This window comes from Shinella sp. WSC3-e (assembly GCF_945994535.1).
Taxonomy (GTDB): Bacteria; Pseudomonadota; Alphaproteobacteria; order Rhizobiales; family Rhizobiaceae; genus Shinella; species Shinella yambaruensis.
This window is the reverse complement of sequence record NZ_OZ000530.1, coordinates 1,933,567-1,948,815: the sequence shown is the minus strand read 5'-3', so window position 1 is coordinate 1,948,815 and position 15,249 is coordinate 1,933,567. Positions and strand designations below refer to the sequence as shown.

General features: G+C 68.5%; 14 protein-coding genes. All 14 read left to right on the top strand.

Annotation, left to right across the window (positions count from 1 at the left end; genetic code table 11):
* The first annotated feature begins 32 nt into the window (after positions 1-32).
* The 14 genes from AABF56_RS09755 to AABF56_RS09690 all read left to right on the top strand — a co-directional run bounded on the left by AABF56_RS09755 (position 33) and on the right by AABF56_RS09690 (position 15,143).
* Positions 33-1,361: an ABC transporter substrate-binding protein gene (locus AABF56_RS09755; RefSeq protein WP_272805772.1), complete on the top strand. Its 1,329-nt coding sequence runs from the start codon at positions 33-35 to the stop codon at positions 1,359-1,361.
* Between the two features lie 57 nt (positions 1,362-1,418).
* Positions 1,419-2,279: a carbohydrate ABC transporter permease gene (locus tag AABF56_RS09750; RefSeq protein WP_272805771.1), complete on the top strand. Its 861-nt coding sequence runs from the start codon at positions 1,419-1,421 to the stop codon at positions 2,277-2,279.
* Entirely contained in the window at positions 2,276-3,118 is an 843-nt protein-coding gene (locus tag AABF56_RS09745; RefSeq protein WP_272805770.1) for a carbohydrate ABC transporter permease, read from the top strand. The genes AABF56_RS09750 and AABF56_RS09745 overlap by 4 nt, the downstream gene beginning before the upstream one ends.
* Before the next feature lie 4 nt (positions 3,119-3,122).
* Positions 3,123-4,172 (top strand): glycerol dehydrogenase, encoded by a 1,050-nt coding sequence (locus AABF56_RS09740; RefSeq protein ID WP_272805769.1) that lies wholly within the window; start codon positions 3,123-3,125, stop codon positions 4,170-4,172.
* A gap of 2 nt (positions 4,173-4,174) precedes the next feature.
* Positions 4,175-4,873 carry an SDR family NAD(P)-dependent oxidoreductase gene (locus AABF56_RS09735; RefSeq protein WP_272805768.1) on the top strand — a complete coding sequence of 233 codons (699 nt, stop codon included), beginning with the start codon at positions 4,175-4,177 and terminating at the stop codon, positions 4,871-4,873.
* Between the two features lie 4 nt (positions 4,874-4,877).
* Complete coding sequence (locus AABF56_RS09730) at positions 4,878-6,038, top strand: iron-containing alcohol dehydrogenase (RefSeq protein WP_272805767.1); 1,161 nt, start codon at positions 4,878-4,880, stop codon at positions 6,036-6,038.
* 119 nt (positions 6,039-6,157) lie between these two features.
* Positions 6,158-6,550 carry a hypothetical protein gene (locus AABF56_RS09725; protein ID WP_272805766.1) on the top strand — a complete coding sequence of 131 codons (393 nt, stop codon included), beginning with the start codon at positions 6,158-6,160 and terminating at the stop codon, positions 6,548-6,550.
* Positions 6,551-6,791: 241 nt separating this feature from the next.
* Positions 6,792-7,322: a YcnI family copper-binding membrane protein gene (locus tag AABF56_RS09720; RefSeq protein WP_272805765.1), complete on the top strand. Its 531-nt coding sequence runs from the start codon at positions 6,792-6,794 to the stop codon at positions 7,320-7,322.
* A gap of 161 nt (positions 7,323-7,483) precedes the next feature.
* Positions 7,484-9,082 carry a copper resistance CopC/CopD family protein gene (locus AABF56_RS09715; protein ID WP_272805764.1) on the top strand — a complete coding sequence of 533 codons (1,599 nt, stop codon included), beginning with the start codon at positions 7,484-7,486 and terminating at the stop codon, positions 9,080-9,082.
* A 157-nt stretch (positions 9,083-9,239) separates the two neighbouring features.
* A complete protein-coding gene (locus tag AABF56_RS09710) occupies positions 9,240-11,390 on the top strand; it encodes a TonB-dependent receptor family protein (RefSeq protein ID WP_272805763.1) in 2,151 nt (716 codons plus the stop codon).
* Between the two features lie 16 nt (positions 11,391-11,406).
* Positions 11,407-12,390, top strand: a complete 984-nt coding sequence (locus AABF56_RS09705) for an ABC transporter substrate-binding protein (RefSeq protein ID WP_272805762.1) — start codon at positions 11,407-11,409, stop codon at positions 12,388-12,390.
* Between the two features lie 4 nt (positions 12,391-12,394).
* Positions 12,395-13,204, top strand: a complete 810-nt coding sequence (locus AABF56_RS09700) for an ABC transporter permease (protein WP_272805761.1) — start codon at positions 12,395-12,397, stop codon at positions 13,202-13,204.
* Positions 13,201-13,953: an ABC transporter ATP-binding protein gene (locus AABF56_RS09695; protein WP_272805760.1), complete on the top strand. Its 753-nt coding sequence runs from the start codon at positions 13,201-13,203 to the stop codon at positions 13,951-13,953. Before AABF56_RS09700 ends, AABF56_RS09695 begins: the two co-directional genes overlap by 4 nt.
* Positions 13,950-15,143 (top strand): NnrS family protein, encoded by a 1,194-nt coding sequence (locus AABF56_RS09690; RefSeq protein WP_272805759.1) that lies wholly within the window; start codon positions 13,950-13,952, stop codon positions 15,141-15,143. The genes AABF56_RS09695 and AABF56_RS09690 overlap by 4 nt, the downstream gene beginning before the upstream one ends.
* Positions 15,144-15,249: the final 106 nt, after the last annotated feature.

The following is a 15,249-nucleotide window of genomic DNA, read 5'->3' as shown; positions in this document are numbered from 1 at the left end:
CGCACAAAGGGCGGATCATGGGAGGAGAAGACATGGCATACGAGAAAACGAAGGGTGGCGTCTGGACGAGGCGGCAGGCTCTCAAGGGCGCGGGCGCGCTCGGCATGGGCCTTGCGCTGTCGGGGCTGGCCGCGCCCGCCCTGCGCGCGCAGGAAAAACGCCCCATCCGCTTCCTGAACTGCGAGACGGGCAAGGACACGCTCGCCTTCTTCGCCAAGATGGCCAAGGAGTATCAAGAGAAGGCCGGCGTCGAGGTCATCGTCGATTCCGTGCCGCTCGACGAGGCCTTCACCAAGATCACCAACGGCATCCGTTCCGGCACGCCCTATGACGTCGCCAATGTCGGCTTCATCGGCCAGGTCCTTCTCCTCGCCGAAGAAGGGCAGATCGTGCCGCTGAACGAGCTCACCGACGAGTTCAAATGGGGCAACAACATCCTCTTCCCCATCGACGGCAAGGTCTACTGGTATCCCTTCGACTACAACCTCGCGCTGATCTACTACCGCAAGGACCTCTACGAGACGAAGGGCCTCTCGGTGCCGAAGACCTGGGACGCCTTCGCCGGCAATTGCGAGGCGCTGGTGGAGGGCCGCCAGAAGGGATGCCTGTTCCCCATCGGCTCCAACGGCGCGGCCAACTGGATGTCCTTCGCCTTCCTCTGGGCCGAGGGCGTCAAGCTCTTCGACGACGAATGGAACGTCATCATCGACAATGACGAGATGAAGCCGAAGGCCGCCGCCTATCTCGACTTCATGGCAAGGCTCTACGCCACCATGCCGCCCGGCGCGCTCCAGGCCGGCTATTCGGATGTATTGTCGAACCTCGTCGCCGGCACGGTCGCGCACGGCGCCTATGCGGGCCGGGTCTACGAGGCCGCGGCGCGCGACAATCCCGACATGGGCGGGCGCCTCGGCATCATGCCCTACATGGACAGCGCCGGAAAGCAGACGGCGGTCAGCCACGGCTACGACGGCTGGGTCGTGCTGAAGACCGACAACACGGGCAATGCCATGGAGTTCATGCGCTGGCTGACGACCGACCGCATGGTCGACTTCCTGCACACGGCGCCCGTGCACTTCCAGCCGGCCCGGCTCGACATCTACGACGACCAGCGCTGGCGCGACAATGCGCTGATCAAGCAGTTCGGCGCGGAGATCGACCAGATGCGCAGCCTCGTCACCGACGGATCGGTCGTCCTGACCTCGATCGACACGCAGGGCCCGCGGCCGGACGTCCGGCCGGGCAAGGTGTTCGAATCCTTCGTCATGCCGGAAATGCTGCAGAACAAGATCCTGCGCGAGATGGACTCGGCCGAGGCGGTGTCGCAGGCTGCGGCCAAGATGCGCGACGTCATCAAGTGACGAGACGCCGGGGGAGGGCGCGCTCCTCCCCCGGCTTGTTCCCACAGGAGTTTTCGAATGACCCGCTGGCTGCTGCCCGGCTTTCTCGGCGTCGGGATCCTTGCGACCCTCTTGCTGATCGTCGGCCCCGCGTTGTACGCGGTATCCCTCAGCTTCTACGACATGCCGTCGCTGACGGCCGATCCGGTCTGGGTCGGTCTGGCGAAATACGCCGAGGTCCTGGCGAGCGCCGCGTTCTGGAACGCGCTGTGGAACGGCATCGTCTATGCCGGGCTCGCGATCGTGCTGCAGGTGGTGCTCGGCATCGGCTTCGCGCTGCTTTTGAACCAGAACTTCATCGGCCGGTCGCTGCTGCGCGGGCTCGCCTTCCTGCCCTATCTCCTGCCGACGGTCGTCGCCGTGCTGGTGTTCAAGTGGATGGTGGACGGTTCGCTCGGCATCGTGACGATCCTGATGGACGACTGGGGCCTGCCGCCGATCTACTGGTTCGAAACGGAAACGGCCTCGATGGTCTCCGTCATCCTGATCTCGGTCTGGCTGTGGACGCCCTTCGTCACCACGACGTTCCTCGCCGGCCTGCAGACGGTGCCGAGCCAGCTCTACGAAGCGGCGCGCGTTGATGGCGCCGGGCCGATCCGGCAGTTCTTCCACGTCACGCTGCCGTCGCTGCGGCCGATCCTGACGGTCATCATCCTGCTGCGCGGCGTGTGGATGTTCAACAAGTTCGACGTCGTCTGGCTGGCGACGGGCGGCGGCCCGCTGGGGGCGACGGAGCATCTGCCGGTCCTGTCCTACCGGGAGGCCTTCGCGCTCTACGACATCGGAAGCGGTGCGGCCATCGCGACGCTCTCCTTCTTCGTCCTCATGGTCGCCGTGGCGATCTACTTCCGCGTATTCCCGATGGAGCAAGGCAAATGAGCGGGCAAATCCGACCCCGGCGGATCGCCGGCCGCATGGGGCTCTACTTCGCGGCAATCGTGCTCGCCGTCTACAGCGCCTTCCCGATCTACTGGATGATCGTCTCCTCCCTGCGCCCCACACAGGAAATGCTGATGACCCCCTCGCTGGTGCCGCAGCGCTGGACGCTGGAATACTATACCAGCCTGCTGGCGCAGACCGACTACCCGCGGCAGTTCCTCAACAGCCTGATCGTCGCGGTGACCACGGTGGCGCTGACGATGGTCCTGTCGGTGATGATCGCCTATGGCGTCACGCGCCAGCGCATCCGCGGCAAGCAGATGATCATCGCCGGCATGCTCTATGCCTACATGTTCCCGCCGCTGCTGCTCGCCATCCCGCTCTATGCGATGTTCTCGGTCGTCGGGCTCAACGACACGCTGCTCTCGCTCGTCATCTCGCACCTGACGATCACCATGCCGCTCGGCGTCTGGTTCCTCTGGGGCTTCTTCAAGACCATGCCCTTCGAGCTGGAGGAGGCGGCGATGGTCGACGGCTGCACCCGGCTCGGCGCGTTCCTGCGGGTGGTGCTGCCGCTCTCGGTTCCTGGCCTTGTGACGGTCGCGATCTTCGCCTTCCTGCTGTCGTGGACGGACTATACCTTCGCGCTCGTCATGATCGGCTCGGACGCCAACAAGACCGTGCCGCTCGGCCTTGCCTCGATGATCGGCGCCTTCGACCTGCGCTGGGGCGACGTGATGGCGGGTTCGACGCTGATCGCCCTGCCGCTCTTCGCCGCCTTCCTGGCGCTGTCGCGCTACTTCGTCCAGGGCCTGACGGCCGGCGCCGTGAAAGGGTGATGCCATGACCATGCGTATCCTGGGGGCGCCGCTGCGCTATGTGCAGGGGCCGGGCGCCATCGACCGGCTGGCGGAAGAGGTTGCGATCGTCGGGGGCGGGCCGGTGGCCGTGGTCATCGATCCGGTTGCCCGCAACCTTCTCGGCGAACGCATCCTCCGCCAGCTGCCCGCTGCCCGCCTCATGGCGTTCGGCGGCGAATGCACCGCGGCGGAAATCGCCGCGCGCGCCGCGGAGACGGGCGATGCCCGGCTTCTCATCGGCGTCGGCGGCGGCAAGGCGATCGACACCGCGAAGGGGGCCGCGATCGAGCGCGGCCTGCCGGTCGCCATCGTGCCGACGATCGCCTCCAACGACAGCCCCACCAGCCATATCGCCGTCGTCTACACGCCGGACCACGCCGTCGAGGGCGTGCGCCGCATGAAGACCAATCCCGTGCTGGTGCTGGTCGACACTGCCGTCATCGCCGGGGCGCCGCGCCGGTTCCTGACCGCCGGCATCGGCGATGCGATGTCGAAGCCCTACGAGCTTGCGGGCGCGCTGGCCGGCGGCGGGCTCAACTTCTTCTCGGGCCGGCCGACGGAACTGACGCAAGCGATCGTCTCCCGCGCGCAGGAGATCCTTCTCGCCGACAGCGAGGCCGCCATGGCGGCAACGGCGCCCGACGAGGCTTTCGAGCGCGTCGTCGAGGCGGCAGTGCTCCTGAGTGGCCTCGCCTTTGAAAGCGGCGGCCTTTCCATTGCCCACGCCATGGTGCGCGGACTGTCGGTCATGCCGGCGCTGGGCGGTCTGCTGCATGGCGAAATGGTCGCGCTCGGCACGCTGACGCAGCTCGCCGCCGGGCAGGGCAGCGCGGAGGAGATCCGCGCGCTTGCCGGTTTCTTTCGCCGCATCGGCCTGCCCACCGGCTTCAAGGCATTCGGCATCACGGCAGAGGCCGATTTCCGGCGCATGGCCGAGATCGCGCTCGCCGCGCCCTATGCGCCGAACTACTACCGCAAGCTCGATGCCGGCGATCTCGTGCGCGCGATGCGGGCCCTCGACGAAAGGAACTGACGATGGGAGAGGCAAGGAACGTGGTGGTCACCGGCGGGGGGACAGGTATTGGACTGGCGACGACCCAGGTGCTCGTCGAGCGCGGCTGGCAGGTGACGGCTGCGGGCCTGGAACGGGAGGACGGCTTTCCCGATGCCGCCCGCTTCGTCGAATGCGACGTCACCGATGCGGCCTCGCTTGCCCGCGTCTTCGAGGGGTTGGAAACACTCGGCGGGCTCGTGACCTGCGCGGGAACCATCCAGTACGGCAGGGAATGGGAGGAAGCGGTTTTCGAGAAGGTCATGGCGGTGAACGTCACCGGCGTCCTTTCCTCCTGCACGGCGGCCCGCGACGCGCTCCAGCGCGGCGGCGGCGCGGTCGTCAACATCGCCTCGATGTGGAGCTGGTTCGGCAACCCGGTCGCACCCGCCTACGGCACCAGCAAGGGGGCCGTCGTGGCGCTGACGCGTTCGCTGGCCGTCGCCTGGGGTGCAAGTGGCATCCGCGTCAACGCGGTGGCGCCCGGCTGGGTGGAGACGCGTATTTCGGAAGGAGCGCGGGCCGATGCGGCGCGGCGCGCCCGGATCGACGCACGCATCCCCATCGGCCGCTGGGCCGCCACGGTGGAGATCGCCCGGGTCGTGGCGTTCCTCCTGTCGGAAGACGCCTCCTATATCCACGGCGCCATTGTGCCCGTCGACGGCGGCTATCTGGCGGCCTGATCCCATGCAGCCGTTCCAGTTCGACACCGTTGCGAGCCTTGCCGTCGAATGGGGCGGCGCGGCCCATATCGGCGAGAGGCTGGGTGCCTGGTTTACCGCGCGCAACCTCCTGCTCGTCACGGATGGCGGCCTCAGGGCCTCGGGCGTTCTGGACCCCGCGCTTGCCTCGCTTCAGGCGAGCGGCTTTACCGTCACCGTGTTCGACGCCGTCGTCGCCGACCCGCCCGAAAGCGTGCTTCTCGATTGCGTCGCGCGCGCCAGGGCCGCGCAGGTCGACATCGTGCTCGGCTTCGGCGGCGGCTCGTCCATGGACGTGGCCAAGCTCGCCGCCGTTCTCATCCGGTCCGGGCAAGGCCTTGCCAGCCTCTACGGCATCGGCAAGGTCGAGGGCGGGCGCCTGCCGCTCGTGCAGGTCCCGACCACGGCCGGCACGGGATCGGAGGTGACCAACATCACGATCCTGACAACGGGCGAGACGACGAAGATGGGCGTGGTCGCCGACCAGCTCTATGCCGACCGCGTGCTGCTCGACGGGGCGCTCACCTGCGGCCTGCCGCCGCTCCACACCGCCGCGACCGGCATCGACGCCATGGTGCATGCGATCGAAGCCTATACGTCGCGGCACAGGAAGAACCCCATATCCGATCTTCTCGCCTGCGAGGCGTTGCGGCTTCTCTCCACCCACCTGGTTGCCGCATGCCGCAACGGTAACGACCGCACGGCGCGCGAAGCGATGCTGCTCGGCGCGACGCTGGCCGGGCAGGCCTTCGCGAATGCGCCGGTGGCCGCGGTGCACGCCCTGGCCTATCCGCTCGGCGGCCGCTGCCACATCCCGCACGGCCTCGCCAATGCGCTCATGCTGGGGCCGGTGCTCGACTTCAACCTGAAGGCCGCGGCGCCACTCTACGCCCGGCTGGCCGCGCCGGCCGGGGCGGATCTTGCGGGCGCCGGGAGCGAGGAAGGCCTTGCCCGCCGTTTCCTTGCCCGGATGCTGGAACTGATGGATGCCTCCGGCGCGCCGCGCCGGCTGCGCGATGCCGGTGTGGCGGAAGACATGCTCCCGACGCTCGCGGCGGACGCCATGTTGCAGACCCGGCTCCTCGCAAACAATCCCGTGCCGCTGGAAGAGGCGGACGCGCTGGCCCTCTACCGCGCAGCCTACTAGCAAGCCCGGCGACTTTTCGCGCGGCTCATTGCTGCATCGCAAACTGTGCGACAATTCGGCAGGCGGAGAGCCTTTTCATCGCGCTGCCTGGTTGGTAAGCCTTGGCGCGAGAGGTTTCGATGAACACGCATCTGCAACAGTGCCGGATTGGAATGGTGGCCTTCGCCGTCGCCGTCCTGATGGCGTTGCAGGCGCTCCTCGGCCCCCTTGCCGTTGCAGCCGCCGCCGGCGCTTCGCCGGTCGATGCCTTCGGCAATCCGCTCTGCATCACCCATGCCGAGGAGCAGGAGCCGGCCTCCGCGCCGGGCAAGGAGCGTTCCCTCGCTCCCGATTGCTGCACGCTTGCCTGCGGCATGGCCGCGGCCTTCGTTCCGACCCACCGCTCTGTTCCCATCCTGTTCAATCCGCTTGCCCAGCCATCGCAGCGGATTCTCGATGGGTATGGCGACATCGTCCCCTCGGCGCACGACGCTCTCCCCGGACATCCGCGCGGCCCTCCCGCCATCGCCTGACCGCCGGGCCGGCACCCGCTGGCGACCGTGACGATGCGCCTGCCCGAGCCATATCGGCCAACGGGGCAGGGGGCGCCGCGAGGCTCCCGTTCTCCACGCACGCATGATGCGCACTGCCGTGCCTCCCGGCCTCCGTCCGTCCTGTCGTCGGCGCCCCGCCGGGCGCTTCGCGATCGCACCTTCCAATTTTTCTTCCATCAAACCTTGCCGGCAGGGATGACCGGCTTCATGGAGACTGACTATGCTGAAAAGAATGCTTGCAACCGTTGCCGTCCTTGCCATCGGTTCCGGAGCCGCCCTTGCCCATGTCTCGCTGCAATCGAAGGAGGCGCCGGTCGGTTCGACCTATCGCGCGATCCTCCAGGTGCCGCATGGCTGCGAAGGCAGGCCGACGAATGTGCTCCGCGTGCAGATCCCGGAGGGCGTGATCGCGGTCAAGCCGCAGCCGAAGGCCGGCTGGACGCTTGAAAAGATCAAGGGCGCCTATGCGAAATCCTACGACTACCACGGCACGCCGACCAGCGAAGGCGTGAAGGAAATCATATGGAGCGGCGGCAGCCTCGGCGATGACGAATATGACGAGTTCGTGCTGCGGGTCTATCTGACGAAGGACCTGAAGGCGGGCGAAACGCTGTATTTCCCCGTGGTGCAGGAGTGCCCGGACGGCATGGCCGAGCGCTGGATCGAGATTCCCGCCGAAGGCCAGTCGGCCGATGATCTCGAGCTTCCCGCGCCCGGCGTGAAGCTGGTCGAGGCCGCAAGCGGCCATTAAAGGCTGGTCCAGAAAGGGCATGACGCGGTCTTGCATGCAAGATTGCGGCGAAACAGGAGGCCGGGGTGTCTTTGCGATTTGAAGAACGGCGCAAACGCTCTGGCCCCGTGAAGGCCGGCGCCATCGGGGTGCCGGCCGCATCTGTCGTTCGGAGAGCGTTCGTGCGGGACCATCCTGGCCGAGCCTGTATCCAGGTATTCCTGGCCGGCATCCTCTGGTGCTGCCTCGCCGCGGCGGCGATGGCGCATGCCTCCCTGACGGGGTCGGTGCCGGCGGATGGCGCGGTCGTCGACACGCCGCCGCAAAGCCTCTCGCTGTCCTTCAGCGAGCCGGTTTCGCCGCTCGTGCTGCGGCTCGTCCTGCCGGATGGGCAGGCAAGGACGCTCGGGACTTTCGCGCTCCGCGACCGCGTGCTTGAGATCGTCCCGCCGGACGGCCTCGGCGCTGGCACCCATGTCCTTGTCTGGCGTGTCGTGTCCGAGGACGGGCATCCGGTTGCCGGATCCACGGTCTTTTCGATCGGCGCGCCGAGCAGCGCGCCGCCCGTCGCCGAAACGGCGGCCGACTGGCCGGTCAGGATCGCGCTGTGGCTTGCGCGGGTCGCGCTCTATGTCGGCCTCTTCTTCGGCATCGGCGGCCTCTTCGCTGTCCGCTGGCTGATCCCGGGCGGCGCGGATGGCCTGCGCGTCATAAGGGGGGCAACGCTGCTCGGCCTGGCGGCGGCCGTCCTCTCGCTGGGGTTTCAGGGACTGGATGCGCTCGGCGTCCCGCTGTCCGGCCTGATGGATCGAGCGGTATGGCAAGCCGGTCTCGCCACGCGTTTCGGCCTCACCGTCATCGTGCTTCTGGCGGCCTTCTGCCTGGCGGTGGTTGCCTGCTTGCGCGCGGCATTCGCCGGTCGTGCGGCGTCCCTTGCGTCTCTCCTCGCCGCAGGCGGGGCCCTGGCGTTGAGCGGCCATGCAAGTTCGGCCGCGCCGCAATGGCTGACGCAACCCGCCGTCTTCGTGCATGCGATCACGATCGCCGTCTGGATCGGCGCCCTCCTGCCGCTGGCCTATGCCGTGCGGCGGGGCGGCGATGCCGGCCGGCAGGCGCTTGACCGGTTTTCGCGCCTGATCCCGGCCTGCGTTGCCGCGCTGGCCCTTGCCGGCCTGCTGCTTGCCGTCGTTCAGGTCCAGGCATTCGGCGCGCTCTTTTCGACGGCCTACGGCGCCGTGCTTCTGGTGAAGATGGCGCTGCTTGCGGTCCTGTTTTCGCTCGTGGCTCTCAACCGCTGGGTTTTCACCCGGCCCGCCGCGCGCGGGGATCGCGGCGCGACGCGGCGGCTTGTCCGGTCGATCATCGTGGAGACCATGATCGTCCTTGCGGTTCTTGCCGTCGCCGCGGCCTGGCGGTTCACGCCGCCGCCGCGCGCACTGGCGCTCGCGGCGGCGCGGCCGGCCTCCATCCATATCCATTCGGACAAGGCGATGGCCGAGATCGCCCTCACGCCGGGTCGCGCCGGCCCGGTCCGGCTGTCCGCCGTCATCCTGTCGCCCGACTTCACGCCCCTCAGCCCGAAGGAGGTCACGTTCGTCCTCTCGAACCCGGAAGCGGGCATCGAGCCGATGCGCAGGCGGGCCGCGTTGCAGGGCGACGGAACCTGGCAGGCCGCGGACGTCATCCTTCCCCTGGCCGGGCGGTGGCGCGTGAGGATCGACATTCTCGTCAGCGATTTCGAGCTCGTGCGATTGCAGGAAACGGTTGAAATCGCGCCATAGATCGCGCTGGCGCTGCTTGAGCGCGCCTTGCGTAGCGCCGTCCTGCAATAACATGTGTGGAATACTCAAGTTTTGACTCTTGTTTGCGCCAGCGCAAAGAGCGGCGTTTCCCGGATGTGCAATTCCCATGGCAGGGCAATTGGCGAGCGGGGATATCATGGCGCGCATCGGTGGACTTGGTTTCGTGACGGCGGTTCTTCTGGCCGGGACGGCGACGGGGGCTTTGGCACAGTCGGCGACACCCGGCTCGACCACGGTTCTGGACGCCGTCGTGGTCGATGGCACAAGGTGGAGCGACACGGTCCAGAGGGCGCGCGAGCGCCTGGCGGCCATTCCCGGCGGGGTGGCGGCCATCGGCGGGGAGGAGCCGGCGGCACGGGCCGTGCCGACACTTTCCGAAGCGCTCGCCCTCGTTCCGGGCGTCGTCGTGCAGCGCTTCTTCGGCGGCAACGATCAGCCGCGGGTGCAGATCCGCGGCTCAGGCCTGCAGCAGAACCCGGTCGAGCGCGGCATCCTCGTCCTGCGGGACGGCCTGCCGATCAACCGCGCGGACGGCTCCTACATCGTCGGCCTCGCAAATCCCGGCCAGGCGAGCCTGATCGAGGTCTATCGCGGTTATACCGCCAACCGGCTCGGCGCGAGCGTGCTCGGCGGGGCGATCAACTTCGCCTCGCCGGTGGAGGCCGGAACGAGCGTTTCGGCGGGAGGCGGAAGTTTCGGCGCGGCAGAGGTTTCCGCCCGCACGGGCTTCGACAGCGACCGCTTCGCCGGCAGCTTCTCCATCGACAGCAGCCGCCGCGACGGCTTCCGCCGGCACAACGGCTCCCGCCGGACGAGCGTCGGCGGCACGATCGAGGCGGAGATTTCCGACAGCGTCACGACGCGCGCCTTCATCGGCTATACCGACCTCGGCTTCGACGTTTCCGGTCCCCTGACGCTGAGCGCGCTGAACGCCGACCCGACGCAGATCTCGCTCGGCCCGCCGACCAGCCTCGGCCCAAATGTCGAGCGCGACAGGCCGCGCCGCGAGGCCACCCAGTTCCTCATCGGCTCGCGCACCTCCATCGTGCTGGACGACCACCTGTTCGATATCGGGCTCGGCTACACCCATACCGAGGACATGTTCCGCTTCCCCGTGTCGAGCGGCGTGCGCCGCACGGAGGGCGGCGACGTGACCGGCCTCCTGCGCTATGCCTACCAGCCGGATGCGGATGCTGTCCTACCGCTCTTCGAAACGACGGCGCAGTATTCCATCGGCTCGGCCGAGCGGACCTACAACATCAATCGCGCCGGCGCCGACGGGCCGGCCTTCTCCCGGAACGATCTCGACGCCAAGACCCTGTCGCTCACGGCCGGCCTCAATGTGCCGGTCGGCGATGCGGTGACGCTGTCGCCCTCGCTGTCCTACACCTATGCGACGCGCGGAAACGACGATCTCTGGGGCACGGCGACCCGCCCGTGGCTGGGCTTCACGCCCGGCGGGCCGGTCCTGTCGAGAATTCCGGCGGTCGATACGAGCTATGACCGCAGCTATAGCGGCTGGTCGCCGGCGCTGGCCGCAAGCTGGCGGCCCGACGAAAGCAACCTGCTGTTCGCCGCGATCAGCCGCAGTTTCGAGCCGCCGACCCATGACGACCTGCTCGGCACCATGGGCGGCACGCCCAACAGCTCGGCGACCGGCTTCTCCACGCCGAACCTCGACGCCCAGACCGCGACCACCGTCGAGATCGGCTGGCGGGGCAGCTACGAGACGTGGAACGTCGATGCTGTCGCCTACTATTCCTGGGTGGACGACGAGCTTCTCAGCCTGCGCGACAGCAGCGGTTCGCTGCTGGCCGCCGTCAATGCCGACCGGACGATCCATGCGGGACTGGAGCTCGGCGTCTCCGGCGAGATCGTGCAGGCGCTCACGGGCCGGCTTGCCTATACGTTCCAGGACTTCCGCTTCGACGACGATCCGGTGCGCGGCGACAATCGCCTCGCCGGCGCGCCCCGCCATGTCGTCCACCTCGCGCTGCAATATGCGGTGACGGAGGACTGGGATATCGGCGCGGCCCTGCAATGGGTCCCGGCAAAGACGCCCGTCGACAACATGAACACGCTCTACGCCGATCCCTATGCGGTCGTCGACCTCAAGACCGAATACCGCATCAGCGAGGCCTTCAGCCTTTACGGCGCCGTCACCAACCTCTTCGACAAGACCTATGCCTCCTCCACCCTGGTCCTCGACCAGGCGGGCCCCGGGCAGGCGGTCTACCTGCCGGGCGATGGCCGCGGCTTCTACGCCGGTATCAAGGCGCGTTTCTGACGAAAGGACGATGGACATGACCCTTCCCACCCGCCGTGACGTTCTTGCCGGCCTCTCCGCGCTCGCGGTCACGACGCTGGCGGCGCCCGCGATCCTCAGGGCCGCTGCGCCGCTGACGCTCTACGGTCCGCCGGCCGCGCCCTCCGCCGTCCTTGCCCATGCGGTCAAGGGCGGCTTCCTGAAGGACGTCGCGCCCTTGGCGGTCTTCCGCGCCTGGAAGACGCCGGACGAGATGCGCGCCGCCGTCGCCTCCGGCTCCATGGGCGCCGTGGTGATGCCGAGCTATGCCGCCGCCAACCTGCACAACCGGGGCCTCGGCATCGGGCTCCTCGATGTGCTGACCACCGGCCTCCTCTACGTGGTCTCGAAGGACGAGAGCCTGAAGACGGTCGCCGGGCTCAAGGGCAGGACGCTCGCCCTGCCGTTCAAGAACGACATGCCGGATTTCGTGATGGCGCGGCTTCTGGCGCAGGCGGGGCTGGGAGAGGGCGACGTGACGCTCGAATATACCGCCTCGTCGCCCGAGGCGGTGCAACTGCTCCTGACCGGCCGCGTCGATGCCGCTCTCCTCAGCGAACCAGCGGCGACCGGCGTCATCATCAAGGCGAAATCGCTCTTCATGACCGTCTACCGCGCCATCGACGTCCAGGCGGAATGGCAGGCCGTCGCGGGCACGTCGGAGATCCCGCAGGCCGGGCTCGCGCTGACGACCGAGGTGCAGCAGGCGCTCGGAAAGGAAGGCGCCCGCGCCCTGCAGGCGGCGATCGAGGCCGCGCTCGCCGATGCGCTGGCCGATCCCGAGGCCGCGGCGAATGCCGTCGCGGACGCGCTCGGCTTCCCGCCGGAGATCATCGCTGCGTCCTTCCCGACCAGCCACCTGAGCGCGATCCCCGCGAGCGCGGCGAGGAAGACCCTCGAAAGCTTCTACGGCGTGCTGGCCAAGGCCAATCCGGCGATCATCGGCGGCAAGCTGCCGGGCGACGGGTTCTATCTGGTGTGATGCGATGAGCCATGTTCTCGCCGGCCTCGGCTGGACGGGGCGCTATCTGTGGGCCGGATGGGCGGGCCTTGCCGGCATCTTCTGTTTCCTCGCCGTCTGGCAGGCCGGGCATGAGATCTACGGCTCCTTCATCCTGCCGTCGCCGGCGGAAACGGCCGCAGCCATCGGCGCGCTCGCCACGCGGCCGGATTTCTGGACGATCCTGTCGCAGAGCGCCGGCCGGGCGCTTTCGGGCTTCGCGCTCGCCGCCGTGACCGGCACGGCGGCCGGCCTCGTCGCCGGCTATTCCTTCGCCGCCATGCGGCTGATGAAGCCGGTGGTCACGGTCATGCTGGGCGTGCCGCCGATCGGCTGGATCGTGCTGGCACTGATCTGGTTCGGCTCGTCCGGCGGCACGGCCGTCATGACGGTGGTCATCGCCTCCGCGCCACTCTCCTTCGCGGGCGCGCTCGAAGGCGTCGCCAAGCGCGACCGGCAGCTCGACATCATGGCCCAGTCCTTCGGCGCCTCATGGGCCTACCGGCTGCACACGATCACCCTGCCGCACGTGCTCTCCTATCTCTTCCCTGCCTGGACGACGACGGCCGGCAGCGCCTGGAAGGTCACGGTGATGGCGGAACTCCTCTCCAATTCCGGCGGCATCGGCGGCGAGCTGGCGACGGCACGCGCGCTTTTCGACATCCCGCTCGTCACGGCCTGGCTGGCGATCACCGTCATCCTCGCGCTCGCCACCGACTATGGCGTGCTGCATGTGGTGCGCGAGGCCGCGGAGCGCTGGCGCAGCGCCGGCCTTCCCTGGGGCGTGAAGCGATGAGGCAAAGCCCCGCGCTCACCTTCTCCCGCGTCGGGCACGCCTTTCTCGGGCGCAGCCTCTTCGAGGATTTCGACCTTTGCATCGGCAAGGGCGAGGCCGTGGCGCTGCTCGGCCCGTCCGGCAGCGGCAAGACGACCCTCCTGCAGATCGCCGCCGGCATCGTCGAGCCGGTCAAGGGGCGGGTCGTGCGCGGATACCGCCGCCAGGCGGTGGTGTTCCAGGAGCCGCGCCTGCTGCCGTGGATGACGCTGACGGACAATATCGCCTACGGCCTTGCCGCAAGGGGCGAGGGGAAGGCGGCGCGCCGCAGGACGGCGGAGCGCCTCGCGCTCTCCGTCGGCCTGGAAGAGGCGGACTTCACAAAATACCCCGCGGAGCTTTCCGGCGGCATGCGGCAGCGGGCGAACGTGGCGCGGGCGCTCGCCGTCGATCCCGACATGCTGTTCCTCGACGAACCGTTCAGCGCGACGGATGTCGGCCTGCGCCGCCATCTTCAGGACCTCCTGATCGCCGCCGCCCGCAGCCGTGGCTTCTCCGTGCTGCTGGTGACGCACGATCTTGCCGAAGCGGTCCGCGTGGCCGATCGCATCGCGGTTCTCTCGGGCCGGGACGGACGCATCGCCGCGAGCCGCGCGCTTGCCGGCCGGCCGGGCGAACGCTCCGAACGGGCGATCTTCGAGCAGGTGGAGGCATGGTCGCGCGACCCCGTCTTCGGTGAGCTCTTCTCGGCGACGGAGCGGGCGCGATGAGGGAGCGGCCGATCCTTGCCGAAGCGCTGCGGCTGTTCTTTCCCCTGGCCGCCGCCCATGGCGCGCTGCTGCCGTTCCTCTGGGTGGTCTTGGGCGGCTACGAGCTGCCCTTTTCCTCCGACATCCCGTCCTCGCAGTGGCATGCGCATGAAATGATCTTCGGCACCTACGGCATGGCGCTCGCCGGCTTCCTCGGCTCGGCCGTGCCGGAATGGACCGATACAGGCCCGCCACGGGGCAGGGCGTTGCTTTGCCTTGCCGCCCTCTGGCTGCCGGCGCGCCTGGTCGGCGCGGTGGGGGCGGATGCGCTGAGCCCCGTGGCCGCCGTCTTCGACCTTGCCTTCCTGGTCGCGCTTTCCGCCCTGATCGGCCGGGCGATGCTGGAGCGCCGCACGACGAAGCATCTCGCCTTCCTGTTCTGGCTGCTTTCCTTCGCCGCGGTGGCGGCGGGCGTGCACTATGGCTGGTTCGTCGGCGATGTCGCGCTCTCCGCCCGCCTGCTGGAAACGGCGCTCTGCATCTTCATCGTGCTGTTTTCGCTGTCCGCCTCGCGCATCAATGTCGTGGTGATCAACCTTGCGCTGGATCCGACCGGCGAGACGACGCCCTACAGGCCGCATCCCGGGCGGCGCCATGCGGCCGCGGCGATGACGGTGCTCTACATGGCCTCGGCCCTGATCTTTCCGGAAAGCGGCGTTTCGGCCTGGCTGGCGCTGGCGGCGGGCGCCGCGTTCCTCGACCGGCTGGCGGAATGGTTCATCGGCCGCCCCGCCTTCAGGACCGAGGTGGTCATGCTCGCCCTCGGCAATGCCTTTGCCGGCGCCGGTTTCCTGGCGCTCGGCGCAACGCGGCTCGGCCTCGACCTTCCCCCTGCCGCCGGCCTGCACATGCTGTCGGTCGGGGCACTCGGCTGCGCGGTGATGGCCGTGCTGGTCATCGCCGGCCTGCGGCATACCGGCCGCGATCTCCTGCACCTGCCATGGCAGGCCCACGGGGCGGCCTTGCTGATGGTCGCCGCCGCGTTCGTCCGCGTCCTTCCCGAATTCGCCTTCGCCGCCGGCCTTGCGCCCCTGCACCATGCCATCAGCGCGCTGCTGTGGGCGGCCAGCTTCGGCGTCTGGCTTCACGGTTTCTTGCCGATGCTGGCCGCGCCGGGCGTCGGCCAGGACGGCGCCTGCAACGGTGCGTGACGGGTTTTGGCCGGAATGGCGATCCGTTGCGCCCATGGCCGCGGAGCGCACCGACGGCCAGCTCAGCCCTGGTTCGATTCGATACGACTACTGGTGGCCATCAACC